Source organism: Streptomyces sp. NPDC057694 (assembly GCF_042799415.1).
Lineage (GTDB): Bacteria > Actinomycetota > Actinomycetes > Streptomycetales > Streptomycetaceae > Streptomyces.
On the sequence record NZ_JBHVIX010000013.1, the window covers coordinates 160,325 to 175,726 of the forward strand.

At 70.9% G+C, this 15,402-nt stretch carries 16 protein-coding genes; 9 read left to right on the forward strand and 7 right to left on the reverse strand.

Translation table 11 applies throughout. The annotated features are described in order from the left end of the window. Window positions 1-46: 46 nt before the first annotated feature. Window positions 47-1,327 carry a GNAT family N-acetyltransferase gene (locus ACFVDP_RS26340; RefSeq protein ID WP_383494337.1) on the forward strand — a complete coding sequence of 427 codons (1,281 nt, stop codon included), beginning with the start codon at window positions 47-49 and terminating at the stop codon, window positions 1,325-1,327. A 13-nt stretch (window positions 1,328-1,340) separates the two neighbouring features. Here ACFVDP_RS26340 and ACFVDP_RS26345 read toward each other — a convergent pair whose 3' ends face one another. Next, window positions 1,341-1,556 carry a hypothetical protein gene (locus ACFVDP_RS26345; RefSeq protein WP_383494340.1) on the reverse strand — a complete coding sequence of 72 codons (216 nt, stop codon included), beginning with the start codon at window positions 1,554-1,556 and terminating at the stop codon, window positions 1,341-1,343. Window positions 1,557-1,910: 354 nt separating this feature from the next. Here ACFVDP_RS26345 and ACFVDP_RS26350 point away from each other — a divergent pair, with 354 nt between their 5' ends. Continuing rightward, the gene (locus tag ACFVDP_RS26350; protein WP_383494343.1) at window positions 1,911-2,744 is read left to right on the forward strand and encodes a Scr1 family TA system antitoxin-like transcriptional regulator; all 834 of its coding nucleotides are present in this window, start codon (window positions 1,911-1,913) and stop codon (window positions 2,742-2,744) included. Continuing rightward, a complete protein-coding gene (locus tag ACFVDP_RS26355; RefSeq protein WP_383494346.1) occupies window positions 2,726-3,007 on the forward strand; it encodes a DUF397 domain-containing protein in 282 nt (93 codons plus the stop codon). The genes ACFVDP_RS26350 and ACFVDP_RS26355 overlap by 19 nt, the downstream gene beginning before the upstream one ends. Window positions 3,008-3,082: 75 nt before the next feature. On the opposite strand, the gene ACFVDP_RS26360 is transcribed toward ACFVDP_RS26355, so the two are convergent. Then, window positions 3,083-3,718, reverse strand: a complete 636-nt coding sequence (locus tag ACFVDP_RS26360; RefSeq protein WP_383494349.1) for an FMN-dependent NADH-azoreductase — start codon at window positions 3,716-3,718, stop codon at window positions 3,083-3,085. Window positions 3,719-3,804: 86 nt separating this feature from the next. Here ACFVDP_RS26360 and ACFVDP_RS26365 point away from each other — a divergent pair, with 86 nt between their 5' ends. After that, entirely contained in the window at window positions 3,805-4,338 is a 534-nt protein-coding gene (locus ACFVDP_RS26365; RefSeq protein ID WP_383494352.1) for a MarR family winged helix-turn-helix transcriptional regulator, read from the forward strand. A gap of 12 nt (window positions 4,339-4,350) precedes the next feature. On the opposite strand, the gene ACFVDP_RS26370 is transcribed toward ACFVDP_RS26365, so the two are convergent. The 3 genes from ACFVDP_RS26370 to leuA all read right to left on the reverse strand — a co-directional run bounded on the left by ACFVDP_RS26370 (window position 4,351) and on the right by leuA (window position 7,533). Beyond that, window positions 4,351-4,896: an isochorismatase family protein gene (locus ACFVDP_RS26370; protein WP_383494355.1), complete on the reverse strand. Its 546-nt coding sequence runs from the start codon at window positions 4,894-4,896 to the stop codon at window positions 4,351-4,353. A gap of 29 nt (window positions 4,897-4,925) precedes the next feature. Then, on the reverse strand, window positions 4,926-5,624 hold the full coding sequence (locus ACFVDP_RS26375; protein WP_383494358.1) for a TerB family tellurite resistance protein: 699 nt from the start codon (window positions 5,622-5,624) through the stop codon (window positions 4,926-4,928). A gap of 187 nt (window positions 5,625-5,811) precedes the next feature. Beyond that, entirely contained in the window at window positions 5,812-7,533 is a 1,722-nt protein-coding gene (gene leuA, locus ACFVDP_RS26380) for a 2-isopropylmalate synthase (protein ID WP_383494361.1), read from the reverse strand. A gap of 291 nt (window positions 7,534-7,824) precedes the next feature. On the opposite strand from leuA, the gene ACFVDP_RS26385 reads away from it, so the two are divergent. The 4 genes from ACFVDP_RS26385 (at window position 7,825) to ACFVDP_RS26400 (ending at window position 12,163) form a co-directional block, all read left to right on the forward strand. Further along, window positions 7,825-8,919: a M4 family metallopeptidase gene (locus ACFVDP_RS26385; RefSeq protein ID WP_383494364.1), complete on the forward strand. Its 1,095-nt coding sequence runs from the start codon at window positions 7,825-7,827 to the stop codon at window positions 8,917-8,919. Window positions 8,920-9,269: 350 nt separating this feature from the next. Then, window positions 9,270-9,536 (forward strand): protealysin inhibitor emfourin, encoded by a 267-nt coding sequence (locus ACFVDP_RS26390; protein ID WP_383494367.1) that lies wholly within the window; start codon window positions 9,270-9,272, stop codon window positions 9,534-9,536. A 45-nt stretch (window positions 9,537-9,581) separates the two neighbouring features. Then, complete coding sequence (locus ACFVDP_RS26395) at window positions 9,582-10,925, forward strand: GH1 family beta-glucosidase (RefSeq protein ID WP_383494370.1); 1,344 nt, start codon at window positions 9,582-9,584, stop codon at window positions 10,923-10,925. Continuing rightward, window positions 10,922-12,163 carry an MFS transporter gene (locus tag ACFVDP_RS26400; protein ID WP_383494373.1) on the forward strand — a complete coding sequence of 414 codons (1,242 nt, stop codon included), beginning with the start codon at window positions 10,922-10,924 and terminating at the stop codon, window positions 12,161-12,163. The genes ACFVDP_RS26395 and ACFVDP_RS26400 overlap by 4 nt, the downstream gene beginning before the upstream one ends. 364 nt (window positions 12,164-12,527) lie before the next feature. Here the strand turns inward: ACFVDP_RS26400 and ACFVDP_RS26405 are convergent, their stop codons facing one another. Then, the gene (locus ACFVDP_RS26405) at window positions 12,528-13,382 is read right to left on the reverse strand and encodes an NAD-dependent epimerase/dehydratase family protein (RefSeq protein WP_383494577.1); all 855 of its coding nucleotides are present in this window, start codon (window positions 13,380-13,382) and stop codon (window positions 12,528-12,530) included. Between the two features lie 145 nt (window positions 13,383-13,527). Here ACFVDP_RS26405 and ACFVDP_RS26410 point away from each other — a divergent pair, with 145 nt between their 5' ends. Continuing rightward, entirely contained in the window at window positions 13,528-14,361 is an 834-nt protein-coding gene (locus ACFVDP_RS26410; RefSeq protein WP_383494376.1) for a helix-turn-helix transcriptional regulator, read from the forward strand. A 2-nt stretch (window positions 14,362-14,363) separates the two neighbouring features. Here ACFVDP_RS26410 and era read toward each other — a convergent pair whose 3' ends face one another. Further along, window positions 14,364-15,326, reverse strand: a complete 963-nt coding sequence (gene era, locus ACFVDP_RS26415; protein ID WP_383494379.1) for a GTPase Era — start codon at window positions 15,324-15,326, stop codon at window positions 14,364-14,366. Window positions 15,327-15,402: the final 76 nt, after the last annotated feature.

Consider the following 15,402-nt stretch of genomic DNA (forward strand, 5'->3'; position numbering starts at 1 on the left):
CACTCACCCGATGTGGCGGGCCTGTTTATCCGGTCAGGCTCACGGCATGAACAACATGAGCGCTCCCCACCAGCCGAAACAACACCCGATGCACCACCCGATCCGCACCATCGAGGCGCACGAGTTCGACGCCTGGGCCACGATGATCACGACGACGTACGGCCAGGACCTGCGCGAGGGCTCGCTGCGCAACGCCCGCGAGACCATCGACCCCGGGCGCACACTCGCCGCGTACGACGCCGTCGGCAGCACCGACATCGTCGGCGGCGCCTCCGTCTACGGCCGCACGCTGACGGTGCCCGGCGCCTTCGTGCCCTGCGCGGGCATCACGCTCGTCGGCGTGCTGCCGACGCATCGCCGCCGCGGCATCCTCACCGCGCTGATGCGCCGCCAGCTCACCGATCTGTACGAGTCCGGCGAGGGCGAGCCGCTCGCGGCGCTGAACGCGGCCGAGGCCACCATCTACGGCCGCTTCGGCTACGGCGTCGCCAGCCATCGCGCCGTCGTCGACGCCGACCAGCGGGCCATGGCCCTGCGCCCGGACACCGACTTCGGCACCGGCACTCTCCGCCTGCTCGACGCCGCCGCGGCCCGCCCGCTCCTGGAGAAGGTCTTCGACGCGGCCCGGCAGCACACGCCCGGCTGGGTCGACCGTACGGAGAAGTACTGGAACGCCCGCCTCCACGACGCCGACGCCCCGCACATCCGGGACGGCGCGACCGCCCTGCGGTACGTCGTCCACACCGACCCGGCCGGTGAGGTCACCGGCTACGCCGTCTACCGCTCGCACCGCACCACGGCCCGGATCGTCGAACTCGTCGCCACCACACGGCAGTCGTACGCGACGCTGTGGCGCTACTTCAGCGATCTCGACGCGCACGACCGCCTCACCTACGACGCCGCGACCGACGAGCCGCTGACCCATCTCCTGGTCGACCCGCGCGCGGCGAGCGCCACGGTCGTCGACAATCTCTGGGTCAGGCTGGTGGACGTCGGCCGGGCACTGACGGCCCGCCGTTACGCGACCGCCCTGGACCTGGTTCTCGACGTCGAGGACGACTTCTGCCCCTGGAACAGCGGCCGCTACCGACTGCTGACCGACGGCGCCGACCAGGCTTCCTGCACCCGCACCACCGCGGCGGCCGACGTGCGCGTCCCCGTGTCCGCGCTCGCCTCGGCCTACCTGGGCGGCCCCACCCTGTCGGCGCTCGCCGCCGCCGGCCGGATCGAGGAACTGCGCCCCGGCGCGGCGCGGGCGGCCTCGCGCGCCTTCCGGGGCGAACGCGAGCCGTTCCATCCGTCCGGCGCCGCGTTCCCCGCGTTCTGAGCGGCCCGCCCCCTCAGGGCACCTCGCCCCGGCTCCGACGGTTCGCGTACGACGTCGCGGCCCGCAGCCGCTCCCGCATCGTCGCCTCCCGCACCCCGTCCGGCGGACAGTCCCACTCCCGGCCGCCCCCGAAGGGCCGCAACTGTACGTACGGCCCCTCGTGCCCCATCACCATGCCGACCTGACCCGTGCTCGTGTCGACGGCGTAGGAACCGATCGGCGGTTTCATTCGGTGGCGCTCCTGTCGTCCGGGTCTGACCTGAGCACGGCAGCCAGGCGCGCCGCCGCGTCAACCGAACAACGCCCCAATTCCACCGAGGGACACGGGGCAGTTCGCGCGATTGACCCCTGATCGAGTCCGAGCGAGGGCAGCACAATTCCCGCCCTCGCGAGCGCGGCCCGCAATCCGTTCACCGTTTCCTCCGCCTCCTCCACGCACTGCGCCGAGTGGTTCGTCCGTCCCGTCATCTGGCTCCCCTGCCCGATTCGATTTCACGCTTCGTGCCTCAACGGTGACGCTTCGGATCTACAGTGAGGAGGGGTCTGTGCACTACAAGTGCAGGGCAGAGCTTGGGGGTTGGCGGTGTCCAATGGATCGCGGCAGGCGGCTTGGGAGTTCTTCGGGCAGGAACTGAAGCGGCGCCGGGAAGACGCCGGGCTCACTCAGGTCGAGCTGGGCATACAGGTTTTCGTCTCCGGCGGATACATCGGCCAATTCGAACAGGCAATTCGCAAGCCGCAGCTCGATGTAGCCCAGAGGATCGACGACATCCTGCAATCCGACGGTATTTTCGAGCGCATGTGGCGCAGCCTGATCGATGACCATCGGTACGCCGAGTACTTCGCTGCCGCAGCGGAACTTGAGGCAACGGCAACCGAGATCTGCGAGTTCGCGCCGGCGTTGGTGCCGGGCCTCTTGCAGACGGCTGACTACGCGCGGGCCATCACGCTCTCCATGAACCGATTCGCCGAGGACGAGTACATCGAGGAGAAGGTGTCCGGCCGACTGGAGCGCGCACAGATCCTTCAGGGCGCTACACGCCCTGTGTATTGGGTGATCCTTCACGAGAACGTGCTGCGCATCCCGGTCGGTGGCCCCGCCGTGATGGCCCAGCAGCTGGCACACATCGTGGCGCTGGCGCAGCGCCGAGTCGTCGTGATGCAGGTACTGCCGTACGCGGCAGGGGCGTACGCCATCATGACGGGGCAGCTGAAGCTCATGCGGTTCGAGGACGCCCCGCCAACTGCCTATACAGAAGCCGTGTATTCGGGGAATCTGCTGGACGATCCAGCCGTGGTGCACCGTTCACAGACGGCTTACGATCAGCTCAGGGCCGCCGCGTTGTCGCCGGAGGTGTCCCTGCCCCTGGTCGAATCGGCGGCGGAGGACTACAGACGATGCGCGAGTACGACCTGAGCACCGCAAGCTGGCGCAAGTCCACCTACAGCGACGGCAACGGCGGCGACTGCGTCGAGGTCGCCCACGACTTCACCGGCGCCGCCCACTGGCGCAAGTCCACGTACAGCAACGGCCAAGGCGGCGACTGCGTCGAGGTAGCCGACAACCTCCCCGGCGTCGTCCCTGTCCGGGACTCCAAGGTCACCGGCGGCGATGTCATCGTGATCGGCGCCGACGCCTGGCAGGCGTTCGTCAGCCGGGGCGTCCGGGCCGCGCGCTGAGATTCGGCTCCGCCCCTCGCCCCGCAGCGCGGTGACCGTGCTGCGGGGCGAGGGGAACTCACCGGAGGCCCGTCGTCAGTGCGCGGCGGCGAGGGCCTTGCCGGCCTCGCGGGCGGCCGTCTGGGCGTTCTCCTTCAGCTCGGCGCCGAGGTCCTTGAACTGGTCCAGCGCCGGGTTCACACCGACGAGGGTGAACTCGCGCTCCACCACCGTGAGATCGGCGCCCCAGACGTCCACGAGGATGCGGCGCAGGTAGTCGGTCATGTGGTCCCAGCCCTCGCGCGGGGTGCCGGTGCCGTAGGAGCCGCCGCGCGTGACGAGCAGGACGACCTTCTTGCCCTCAAGGAGCCGGTCGCCCGGGTCGCCGCTGGCGATCACCAGGTCGATCCAGGTCTTCAGGTGCTGGGAGACGCCGAAGTTGTAGAAGGGCGAGGCGAGCACGACCTGGGAGGCGTCGGTCAGCTCGGCGCGGAGTTCGGCGGCGAGGGCGACGGCGGCCTTCTGGGCGTCCGTGCGCTGGTCCTCGGGCGCGTACCCGGCGCTGACGGCGTCGGCCCAGGCCTGCGCGGGGAGCGGGTCCGTGCCCAGGTGGCGGGTGACGACCTGCTCCTGCGGGTGCTCGGCGGTCCAGGTGTCCACGACGAGGTCGGCCAGCTCCGAACCGGCGGAGGCGGGGCCGAGGATGCTGGCGTCGATGCGCAGAAGACTCATGGGGAACTCCTCAAATCATGAATTGAATGTTCAATCTCGATGCTGACACCTTTGGATTGAATGTTCAACCCCGGTATGCTGGGGGCGTGAGCGATGACGACACTCCCTGGCTGAGCTGCGAGGAGGCCCGGGGCTGGGTCCATCTGGTCGGGGCGCTCATGGCGCTGCCACCGACGATCGACGCCCAGCTCAAGCAGGACGCGGGGCTCAACTTCTTCGAGTACTCGATCCTCGCCGAGCTCTCCATGAGCCCCGGCCGGACCCGTCAGATGCACCTGCTGGCGCAGCTCGCGAACGGCTCGCAGTCCCGCCTCTCGCACGCCGTGCGGCGGCTGGAGAAGTTCGGCTGGGTGCAGCGGCGCGCGTGCCCCACCGAGAACCGCGCGGTCGAGGCGGTGCTCACCGACAGCGGTATGGCCAAGGTGGTGGAGACGGCTCCCGGTCACGTGCGCGAGGTGCGCAGGACGGTCATCGACGTGCTCAGCCCGCAGGAGCTGGAGCAGCTGGGGCAGATCTGCCGCAAGGTGCTCGCGGCGACCAGCCCCCAGACGCTGGACGTCATCGACCACGCCCCGCCGCCGTCCGACGGGCAGTGCGGCGAGGTCGGCAGCAGGCCCTAGGGCGGGCACGCCCTAGAGCGCGCCGAAGTCCACCCGGGCCGCCGGAAGCACCCGTACCCGGCGGTCCGGGAAGTCGATGTGCCGGTAGATCTCGTTGTGGTGGGCGATGGACAGGTCCGCCGGGACGAAGTCCGACACCGCCGGGCGGACCGACGTCGTATGGCCGTCCGCGACGAGTACGAGGTCGAACCCCCGGCTCAGCGCCTGCCGCGCCGTCGTCTCCACGCAGTTCTCCGTGGCGAACCCGGTGATCAGCACCTCGGTGACACCGAGCGAGCCCAGCACCGTGGCGAGGTCCGTGCGCAGGAAGGCGTCAGAGGTCGTCTTGGCGACCACCGGCTCGCCCGGCGCCGGGTCGAGTTCCGGGACGATGCGCCAGCCCTCCGTACCGGGTTCGAGGTCGCCGCCGTGGTGCTGGACGGTGACGACGGGCACCCCGGCCGCCCGCGCCCGGGTGCGCAGGGCGGCGATGGCCGCGATGGTGGCGGCGGGCCGGTGCATGATCGGCAGCAGGGCGTTCTGCATGTCGATGACGAGGAGCGCGGGAACGTACGGCATGCGGCCACCCTAAGGGCCGCCACAAGCCCTCAGCTGGGCGTCCGCGCGGCGGCCACCAGCAACTGGCCCACCTCGTCCGAGCACATGGTGAGAGCGGCGCCCACGGTGCCGAGGACATCGCGCTCGCCGGCCGAGTACGGGCCGTCGGCAAGGGCGATGCGCGCGCCCTGGAGCAGAATCGATTCCCGCCCTGCGGGGGCCAGATGCTGTGCCAGCGGGTCGAGCGCCTCGTGCAGCTCGATGGCGAGGGACGCGCCGGGACCGGCGTGCTCCGGCATCCGCCCGGCGTCGGTCACCAGCGCCTCGACGAGCGCCGCGAGCCGGTCCTCGGAGGTGTCGTCGAACCCGGCGCCGCGCAGCACGCCCACCGCGCACTCCAGGGACGTCCGGGGCGCGGCCCCGCCCACGGCGAGGACGGCGAGGACGACGGTGTGCACGGCGTCGCGCAGCATCGCGGAGAAGCGGTGCGTGGTCGGGTGGTCGAGGGCGTCGGTGCCGAACCGCTCCTGGCACGCCGCGCACTCCACCACGGGCCCGGTCTCGCCGCGCGGCAGCACCGGCACCCCGAGCACGAGGAAGCGTCGCCGGCCGGTGCGCCGCTGGTAGTTGCGGTCGCCGCCGCAGCCCGGGCAGAAGAACTCGCCGTCGCCGACGGTCGTCCATGTGGTGTGCACGCCCAGGACCCGCGAGATCCCGGTCCGTCGCCCCAGTCCCCTGTTCGGCAGCACGTCGCACACCTCCGTAACGGCGCCGCAACATCGCGGCGTTGGCGTGATGTTAGCCACATTGGTGAGGCTGCGTCAGCACCTTGGTCACGCCCCGGTCACGGAGATCTTGTGACCATGGCCGAGAAACGACCAGGCCCCGCACACCGCAAGTAGGTGTACGGGGCCGGGAAAGTGCAGGTCAACTGCTTCAGCGGGCCGCGCGGTTGACGGCGGAGACGACGGCCTTCAGCGAGGCACGCGTCGTATTCGCGTCGATGCCGATCCCCCACAGAACCTTGTCGTCGATGGCGACCTCGATGTACGAGGCGGCGACGGCGGAGGCGCCCTCGCTCATCGTGTGCTCCTGGTAGTCCAGCAGCCGGGCGTCGATGCCGACGGCCTGGAGCGCGTCGAAGAACGCGGAGATCGGACCGTTGCCGGTACCGACCAGGACCTGCTCGGTGCCGTCGACCTCGGCCTCGACGGTCAGCGTGTCGACGCCGTCGGTGTCGGTCGTGGTCTGGCCGGCCCGGACCTGGATGCGGCCCCACGGGTTCGCCGGGTTCGGCAGGTACTCGTCCTGGAAGACGCTCCAGATGTCCTTCGGCGTGACCTCGCCGCCCTCGGCGTCCGTCTTCGCCTGGATGACCCGGGAGAACTCGACCTGCATGCGGCGCGGCAGGTCCAGCTTGTGGTCGTTCTTCAGGACGTAGGCGATACCGCCCTTGCCGGACTGCGAGTTGACCCGGATCACGGCCTCGTAGGACCGGCCGACGTCCTTGGGGTCGATCGGCAGGTACGGGACGGCCCACTCGATGTCGTCGACGGTGACGCCCTTGGCCTTCGCGTCGGCCTCCATGGCGTCGAAGCCCTTCTTGATGGCGTCCTGGTGGGAGCCGGAGAAGGACGTGTAGACCAGGTCGCCCACGTACGGGTGGCGCGGGTGGACCTCCATCTGGTTGCAGTACTCCCACGTGCGACGGATCTCGTCGATGTCGGAGAAGTCGATCTGCGGGTCGACGCCCTGCGAGAACAGGTTCATGCCCAGGGTCACCAGGTCGACGTTGCCGGTGCGCTCGCCCTGGCCGAACAGGCAGCCCTCGACGCGGTCGCCGCCCGCCATGACGCCCAGCTCGGCGGCGGCCACGGCGGTGCCGCGGTCGTTGTGCGGGTGGATCGACAGACAGACGTACTCGCGGCGCGACAGGTTGCGGCTCATCCACTCGAAGCGGTCCGCGTGCGTGGACGGCGTCGAACGCTCCACCGTGGCGGGCAGGTTGAGGATGATCTCGCGGTCCGGGCCCGGCTGGTAGACGTCCATGACGGCCTCGCAGACCTCCAGGGCGAAGTCCAGCTCGGTGTCGGTGAAGATCTCGGGGCTGTACTGGTAACCGAAGACCGTCTCGGGGCCCAGCAGCTTCTCCGCGTACTCCATCACCAGGCGGGTGCCGTCGACGGCGATCTGCTTGATGTCGTCCTTCGAGCCGCGGAAGACCACGCGGCGGAAGACGGGCGCGGTCGCGTTGTACAGGTGCAGCGTGGCGCGCTTGGCGCCCTTCAGGGACTCCACCGTGCGCTCGATCAGGTCCTCGCGGGCCTGGGTCAGTACGGAGATCGTCACGTCGTCCGGGATGGCGCCCGGCTCTTCGATGATCGAACGTACGAACTCGAAGTCGGTCTGCCCGGAGGCGGGGAATCCGACCTCGATCTCCTTGTAGCCCATCTTGACCAGCTGGTCGAACATCCGGCGCTTGCGCTCGGGCGACATGGGGTCGATCAGTGCCTGGTTGCCGTCACGCAGGTCCGTGGAGAGCCAGCGGGGGGCCTTCGTGATCCGCTGGTCGGGCCAGGTGCGGTCGGGGATGTCCACCTGGTCGTACTGGCCGTACTTGCGGATCGGCATGCTGCTGGGCTGCTGGTGGTTCGGCATGATGCGTGGGGCTCCTCAGAGGTGGCCTTCTTCAGTCGGCCGACGGCGCAACGCCAAACTCCGCGGGGAGGGGGTCGGCCTCGACTACAGGCCCTCGCCGCGGCAGCTAAGGAGAAGCAGCCCGAAACGCATGATGCATCGCACCTTAGTCGAGCCGCGCCGGACGCGAGAACCCGTATCAGTATGCGGGACCGCAAGAAGGTAACGGGTAAGAGGTGATCGATCCCTCTATTTCACTAATCATGGCTCCAGGTAGTGACAGCGGCATGACCCAGTGCCACATTGCGTCGCATGACCGCCAACCCCACCTCGGGAAACCCGGACAGGGTCGAGCCCGTGTTCTGCACCATCGTGCCGCCGCACATCCTCGACAAGGTCGCCCGCTCCGGCGACTCCGAGTTCGCCTCCCGGGCCCGCAGGTCCCTGGAGCGCGACGCCCTCGAACGCACCCGCCGCCGCATGACGACCGTCATCGGCACCCGCGCCGCCGCCCCCTCCTACGCCGACGCCGGCGCGGAGCGGACACCCCACCGCACGATCTACGACACCCGTCACACGACGACGCTGCCGGGCCACAAGGTGCGCGGCGAGGGCGACGCCGTCGGCCAGGACGCGACCGTCAACCGCGCGTACGCGGGGTTGGGCGCGACCTTCGACCTGTACCTGAAGAACTTCTCCCGCTACTCGATCGACGGCGACGGTCTGCCGCTGAACGCGACGGTCCACTACGACGAGGACTACAACAACGCGTTCTGGAACGGCGAGCAGATGGTGTTCGGCGACGGTGACGGCGAGATCTTCCTCGACTTCACGCTGCCCGTCGACGTCATCGGCCACGAGCTGACCCACGGCGTCACCCAGTACACGGCGAACCTGGCCTACTACGACCAGCCGGGCGCGCTCAACGAGTCGGTCTCCGACGTCTTCGGCTCGCTCATCAAGCAGTACTCGCTGGGCCAGAGCGCCGCCGAGGCCGACTGGCTGATCGGCGCCGGGCTGCTCGCGCCGCGCGTCCACGGGGTGGCCCTGCGCTCCATGAAGGCGCCGGGCACCGCGTACGACGACGACGTCCTCGGCAAGGACCCGCAGCCCGCCGACATGGACCACTTCGTGACGACCGGGCGGGACAACGGCGGGGTGCACATCAACTCCGGCATCCCCAACCACGCCTTCTACATCCTGGCCGACGCGCTGGGCGGGAACGCGTGGGAGCGGGCCGGGCAGATCTGGTTCGACACCCTCACCGGCGGTGAGCTGAAGCCGGACAGCTCGTTCGCCGACTTCGCCCGCGCGACGGCCAAGTCCGCCAAGACGCGCTACGGCGCCGCCGAGGAACACGACGCCGTCCTCAAGTCCTGGGAACAGGTAGGCGTCCCCGCGCAGTAGCCCCGGCGGGGTGAGCTGTCGTCCGTCTGCGGGCCGGTGGGGGCTGGTCGCGCAGTTCCCCGCGCCCCTGAAGGGTCGACCTTCAGCTGACGGCCGGTGGCCGCTTCTCGCGCAGTTCCCCGCGCCCCTGAGGCAGGCGCTTCGCGCCGCCTCCCCCTGAGGCTGCGCTTCGCGCGCCTCTCCTGGAGGGACGGGGCGCGCCTCCACCTGGGGCAGGTGGCGCGCCTCTGATGAGATGCCGCACGAAGTGCGCATCTCCAGGGGCGCGGGGAACTGCGCGACCAGCCACGACGCAACCCGCACCCGACGACACACCCCCGCCGGCCCGCCGAGTGGAGTAGACAGGATCCATGCGTATCCACGTCTCGCGCACGGGCGGATTCGCCGGGATCGACCGGCACGCCGAGATCGACACCGCGGGCCGGCCCGACTCCCACGAGTGGCACGACCTCGCCGAGAAGGCGATGGCCGCAGGCCGGGACACGCCACCCGTCGGAGTACCGGACGGGTTCAGGTACACCATCACCGTGGACGGCCGGACCGTGTACTGCGCCGACCCCCGCCTCACCGACGAACAGCGCCGACTGATCAGCCGCGTATTCAAAGAAGGGGCGTAACTGCCGTCGCTGTCATGGGCGTTGACTTCCTACCCACCGGTACGGATGATCGCGCCCATGGCAGCTACCCCGGACGCGCTCCCCCCGTTCCCGCCCGGCTTCCTGTGGGGCGTGGCCACGTCCGCGCACCAGATCGAGGGCGCCGTCGACGGGCGCGCCCCGTCGGTGTGGGACGCCTTCACCGCCGAGCCCGGCCGGGTCAGGGACGGCACGACCGCCGAAACCGCCTGCGACCACGTGGCCCGCTACCGCGAGGACGTGGGGCTGATCCGCGACCTGGGCGTGGACGCGTACCGCTTCTCGGTCTCCTGGCCGCGGGTGCTCTCCCCCGGCGGCCTCGACTTCTACGACCGGCTCGTCGACGAGCTGCGCGCGCAGGGCGTCCGGCCCGTGCCGACCCTCTTCCACTGGGACACCCCGCTGGAGGTCGAGGAGGCCGGCGGCTGGCTGTCGAGGGACACGGCGGAGCGGTTCGCCGCGTACACGGCGACGGTCGCGGACCGGCTCGGCGACCGGGTCGACCGGTGGATCACCCTCAACGAACCGGCCGAGCACACCCTCCTCGGGCACGCGCTGGGCGAGCACGCGCCCGGCAAGAAGCTGCTCTTCGACGCGCTGCCGGTGGCCCACCACCAGCTCCTCGCGCACGGGCTCGCCGCCCGGGTACTGCGCGAGCACGGCGCCACGAGCATCGGCGTCGCCAACTCGCACGGCCCGACCTGGCCCGCCTCCGCCGACCCGGCCGACACCGGGGCCGCCGACCTGTACGACATCCTCCTGAACCGGCTGTTCTCCGACCCGCTGATCCTCGGCCGCTACCCGGACGGGTTCGCCGAGGCGATGCCCGGCGGGGACGTGGCGGGCGACCTGAGAACGATCTCCGAGGGCACCCTCGACTGGTACGGGGTGAACTACTACCAGCCGACCAAGGTGGGCGCCCCGGGAGCGGGGGACGTCGAGTTCTCCGGGCTCACCCTCCCCGCCGAACTCCCCTTCTCCGTAAGGCAGATCGAGGGCCATCCGCGTACGGACTTCGACTGGCCGGTGGTCCCCGACGCCTTCGCCGAACTCCTCACCGGGCTGCGCGAGCGCTACGGCGACCGGCTGCCGCCGCTCGTCGTCACCGAGAACGGCTGCGCGTACGACGGCATCGACGACCAGGACCGGATCACCTTCCTCGACGGGCATCTGCGCGCACTGCACCGGGCCATCGAGGCCGGTGTCGACGTGCGCGGCTACTTCGTGTGGTCGCTGATGGACAACTTCGAGTGGGCCGAGGGCTTCACGAAGCGGTTCGGGCTCGTCCACGTCGACTACGCGACGCAGCGGCGCACCCCGAAGGCGTCGTACGGATGGCTGCGGGACCAGTTGCGCCGGCAGCGGGGATGACCGCCTCGGCGCTCGCGGAGCCGTCCGAGCGGGTCGGCCGCGGCTGGACGGCGGCACTGTCGCTGGCCAACGGGGCGATCTGGGTGGGCTGGTACGGCCCGTTGCAGATCCTGCTCGCCCGGCAGTCCGAGCAGTTCGCGCCGGGCACCGGCATGTCGAAGGAGTCGCTGCTGGCCTGGGTGACCGGGGTCGGAGCGGTGGTGTCGCTGGCCGCCAACCCGGTCTTCGGCGCCCTGTCCGACCGCACGGTGTCACGGTACGGGCGGCGCACCCCGTGGATCGTGGCGGGCGCGGCGGGCGGCGCGCTGTCACTGCTGGTGCTCGGCGGGGCGAACGCGGTCTGGGTGCTGTTCGCCGGGTGGTGCCTGGTGCAGCTGACGCTGAACGCGGCGTTCGCGGCGGTGACCGCCGCCGTGCCCGACCGGGTGCCGCGGCTCCAGCGCGGGTCCGTGGGCGGGTGGCTCGGCGCCGCGCAGATCCTCGGCGTGGTCGCCGGGACGGGGCTCGCGACGGTGGCGGGCGGGGTCCGCGCCGGGTACGTGGCGTGCGCCGTGTTCACCGTGGTGGGCGTCGTGCCGTACGTGGTGCGGTACGCGGATCTGCGGCTCGGTGCCGAGGCGCGGCCCGCGTGGTCCTGGCGCAGGTTCGCGGCCGGGTTCTGGCTGAGCCCGCGCCGGTATCCGGATCTGGGGTGGGCGTGGCTGACCCGGTTCCTGATCAACCTCGGCAACGCGCTGGTGCTGCTGTACCTCTTCTACTACCTGCGCGACCGGCTGCACTACGCCGATCCGGACTCCGGGGTGCTGATCCTGACCGCCGTGAACGGGGTGACGCTGCTCGGCACCGTCGTCGTCGGCGGGGCCTGGTCGGACCGGGTGGGGCGACGCAAGCCGTTCGTGCTGTGGGCCGGTGTGCTCATGGCTGTCGCCACGGGGATGCTGGCGTTCTGGCAGACGTGGCCGGGGGCCGTGGTCGCCGCCGCTGTGCTCGGGGTCGGGTTCGGGGTGTTCACCTCGGTGGACTTCGCGCTGATGACTGATGTGCTGCCGGCCGCGCTGTCCCGGGGCAAGGACCTCGGCGTCATCAACATCGCCAACTCCTTGCCCCAGGTCGCGGCGCCTGCGCTGGCCGCGCCGCTGGTGAATCAGTTGGGCGGGTACCGGGTGCTCTATCTGGTGGCGGCGGGGGTGGGGTTGGCCGGGGCCCTCTTGGTGCGGCGGATCAAGGGGGTTGCCTGAGGTCTGCCTTCAGGCGCGGCTCTCGTCGTGGCTGGTCGCGCAGTTCCCCGCGCCCCTGGGTTCGTTGTCGGCTGACGGCCGGTGGCCGCTTCTCGCGCAGTTCCCCGCGCCCCTGACGGGGCTGCCAGCAGCCCGCGCCTCGGGCGGCCTGTCGGCCGCCGCCCCCACCGCCGCTCCGGTCGGCCGCCGCCTTGGGCAATCTGCCGCCTGGGGCGGCAGGGTGGGCAAGGCGGCACCCACGGCGCGGGGTGAGCGCCTCATGGGCGGACAGTACAGCGCCGTTCGCGGGTGCACGCCCGGTGGGGGCTGAGCGCGCCCACGCGGCGGAGCCGCAAATCGATACAGCCCCGCGCCCCTGGCGGAGCTACAGCGCCCCGGCGTCGCGGGCCGTCCAGACCGACGGGTACAGGGGGCGGTAGCCCAGCTCGTGGCGGATGCGGGTCGTGGACAGCACCGCGTGCCACGGGTCCGGGGTCTCCTTCTCGTAGGAGTCCGACGGGATGTCGACCCCGCCGAGTTGAAGGATGTCCACCGTCGTCACGGGTGCGTCATCTGCGATGTTGTAGACGCCGGAGGCCCCATCCGCGTACAAAATGCGCCGCAGGCCCTGCGCCACATCGGCGTGATGCCCCATGTGCAGCCGCTGCATCGCGGGCCAGGCCGGCGCCCACTCGATCGCGGTGTCGAGATGCGGATCCCCGTCCCCGTACACGAACGGCAGCCGCGCGATCCGCAGGTCGTCGAGGCCCTCCAGCGCGCCCAGCGCCCGCTCGGCCTCCCACTTCGACTCGGGGTAGACGCCCCACAGATGCCCGCCCGGCACCGTCTCGTCCGTCTCGACGAGCGGCCTGCCCCGCCCGACCCCGTACACGATCCCCGTACTGACCTGCACGAACCGCCGCACGCCGGAGGCCACCGCGGCCCGGCCCAGCTCGATCGCCGCGTCCCGGTTCACGGCCCGCGCCTCCTCGTCCGGCACCCCGCGGAACGCCGCCGCGACGTTCACCACGGCGTCCACCCCGGCCGTCGCCTTGCCCAGCACCTCGGCGTCCCGCAGATCGCCGATCACGACCTCCGCGCCCAGCTCGGCGAACCGCTCCCCGCGCGCCTCGTCCCGTACGAGCACCCGGACCCGGTCGCCCTGCGGCGCGCTCTGCAGCAGCCGCGGCACGAACCGTCGTCCGACCTGTCCCGTCGCTCCGGTCACCAACGTCAGCATGGCCGCCTCCTTGATATCGCTGTCATGAGCCATGACTGAAGCGTGCGCGGAACCGTCGCCCGGCGGGAGAGACGCGGTTATCCAGGGAGCGGCACTCCCTGGATGCGCGCTGGATACGAGCCCGCCGCCGCGCGATGCTGGAGAGGTGAACAGAGCCGAACTCGCCGACTTCCTGCGCCGCGCCCGCACCCGCCTCAGCCCCTCCGATGTGGGCCTGGCCGAGGGAGCGCGCCGCCGCACGCCCGGGCTGCGCCGCGAGGAGGTGGCACAGCTCGCCGGGATGTCCGCGGACTACTACACGCGCCTGGAGCAGCGCCGCGGCTCGCACCCCTCGCGGCAGATGCTCGGCGCGCTGGCCCGGGCGCTGCGGCTGACCGACGTCGAGCGCGACCACCTGTTCCACCTCGCGGGCGAGGAGCCGCCCCGGCCCGGCACCTCGTCGGGCCATGTCCGCCCGGGGCTGCTGATGATCCTGGACCGGCTGCACGACCTGCCGGCCGCGGTGCTCAGCGACTGGGGCGAGAGCCTCGCGCAGAACACGATGTCGGTCGCGCTGACCGGCGATCTGACCGGGGTGAACCTGATCCGCCGCTGGTTCACGCAGCCCGAGACCCGGGCGATGTTCCCGCCCGAGAACCACGAGAAGCACGCCCGCTCCCACGTGGCGAGCCTGCGCGCCGTCACCGCGGCCCGCCCCGACGACCCGGGTCCGGCCGCGCTGGTGGCCGAACTGCGGGCCGGATCAGGGGAGTTCGAGGAGCTGTGGCAGTCCCACGAGGTCGTGGTGCGCCGCCCGTCCCCGAAGCGCTTCCTGCACCCGGTGGTCGGCACGCTCGATCTGGACTGCGAGGTGCTGCTCAGCGACGGGCACGGCCAGCAGCTCGTGGTGCACTCGGCACGCCCTGGCACGGACACGTACGAGCGTCTTGAGCTGCTGCGGGTGATAGGGCTACAGGATCTGAGCCCCACCAGCAGCTGATGTCAGAAGCCCAGCTTGCGCAGCTGGCGCGGGTCGCGCTGCCAGTCCTTGGCGACCTTCACGTGCAGGTCGAGGTAGACCGGCGTACCGAGCAGCGCCTCGATCTGCTTGCGGGACTTGATGCCGACGTCTTTCAGGCGCTTGCCCTTCGGGCCGATGATGATGCCCTTCTGGCTGGGGCGCTCGATGTAGACGAAGGCGTGGATGTCCAGGAGCGGCTTGTCCGCCGGGCGGTCCTCGCGCGGCAGCATCTCCTCGACGACGACGGCGATGGAGTGCGGCAGCTCGTCGCGGACGCCCTCAAGGGCGGCCTCGCGGATCAGCTCCGCGACCATGACCTGCTCGGGCTCGTCGGTGAGGTCGCCCTCGGGGTAGAGCGCGGGGCCCTCGGGCAGGAGGGGGACGATCAGGTCGGCGAGGAGGTCCACCTGCTCGTTGCGGACCGCGGAGACGGGGATGATCTCGGCCCACTCGAAGCCGAGCTCCCGGCCGAGCTGGTCGATGGCGATGAGCTGCTCGGCGAGCTGCTTGCTGTCGACGAGGTCGGTCTTGGTGACGATCGCGATCTTCGGCGTCTTCTTGATGGACGCCAGTTCCTTGGCGATGAAGCGGTCGCCGGGGCCCAGCTTCTCGTTCGCCGGCAGGCAGAAGCCGATCACGTCGACCTCGGCCCAGGTGGTGCGCACGATGTCGTTGAGCCGCTCGCCGAGCAGGGTGCGCGGCTTGTGCAGGCCCGGGGTGTCCACCAGGATCAGCTGCGCGTCCTCGCGGTGCACGATGCCGCGCACGGTGTGCCGCGTGGTCTGCGGCTGGTCGGCGGTGATCGCCACCTTCTTGCCGACCAGAGCGTTCGTGAGGGTGGACTTGCCCGCGTTGGGGCGGCCGACGAAGCAGGCGAAACCTGCGCGGTGGACGGCTTCCCCGGAGGGCTGGGACTGCTGGGTACGAGCGCTCATGGCGCCCATTCTCCCTGATGTCCGGGGGGCCGCAGTACGGTGAGCTTCCGGTAACCCCTCGGCAACACGAAACACGGCGGAAACG

Excerpts from the sequence above, each read along its gene's own strand:
- ACFVDP_RS26340 (WP_383494337.1), top strand. The coding sequence starts at position 47 with ATGAACAACATGAGCGCTCCCCACCAGCCGAAACAACACCCGATGCAC.
- ACFVDP_RS26345 (WP_383494340.1), bottom strand. The coding sequence starts at position 1,556 with ATGAAACCGCCGATCGGTTCCTACGCCGTCGACACGAGCACGGGTCAG.
- ACFVDP_RS26355 (WP_383494346.1), top strand. The coding sequence starts at position 2,726 with ATGCGCGAGTACGACCTGAGCACCGCAAGCTGGCGCAAGTCCACCTAC.
- ACFVDP_RS26360 (WP_383494349.1), bottom strand. The coding sequence starts at position 3,718 with ATGAGTCTTCTGCGCATCGACGCCAGCATCCTCGGCCCCGCCTCCGCC.
- ACFVDP_RS26370 (WP_383494355.1), bottom strand. The coding sequence starts at position 4,896 with ATGCCGTACGTTCCCGCGCTCCTCGTCATCGACATGCAGAACGCCCTG.
- leuA (WP_383494361.1), bottom strand. The coding sequence starts at position 7,533 with ATGCCGAACCACCAGCAGCCCAGCAGCATGCCGATCCGCAAGTACGGC.
- ACFVDP_RS26385 (WP_383494364.1), top strand. The coding sequence starts at position 7,825 with ATGACCGCCAACCCCACCTCGGGAAACCCGGACAGGGTCGAGCCCGTG.
- ACFVDP_RS26390 (WP_383494367.1), top strand. The coding sequence starts at position 9,270 with ATGCGTATCCACGTCTCGCGCACGGGCGGATTCGCCGGGATCGACCGG.
- ACFVDP_RS26395 (WP_383494370.1), top strand. The coding sequence starts at position 9,582 with ATGATCGCGCCCATGGCAGCTACCCCGGACGCGCTCCCCCCGTTCCCG.
- ACFVDP_RS26400 (WP_383494373.1), top strand. The coding sequence starts at position 10,922 with ATGACCGCCTCGGCGCTCGCGGAGCCGTCCGAGCGGGTCGGCCGCGGC.
- ACFVDP_RS26405 (WP_383494577.1), bottom strand. The coding sequence starts at position 13,382 with ATGCTGACGTTGGTGACCGGAGCGACGGGACAGGTCGGACGACGGTTC.
- era (WP_383494379.1), bottom strand. The coding sequence starts at position 15,326 with ATGGGCGCCATGAGCGCTCGTACCCAGCAGTCCCAGCCCTCCGGGGAA.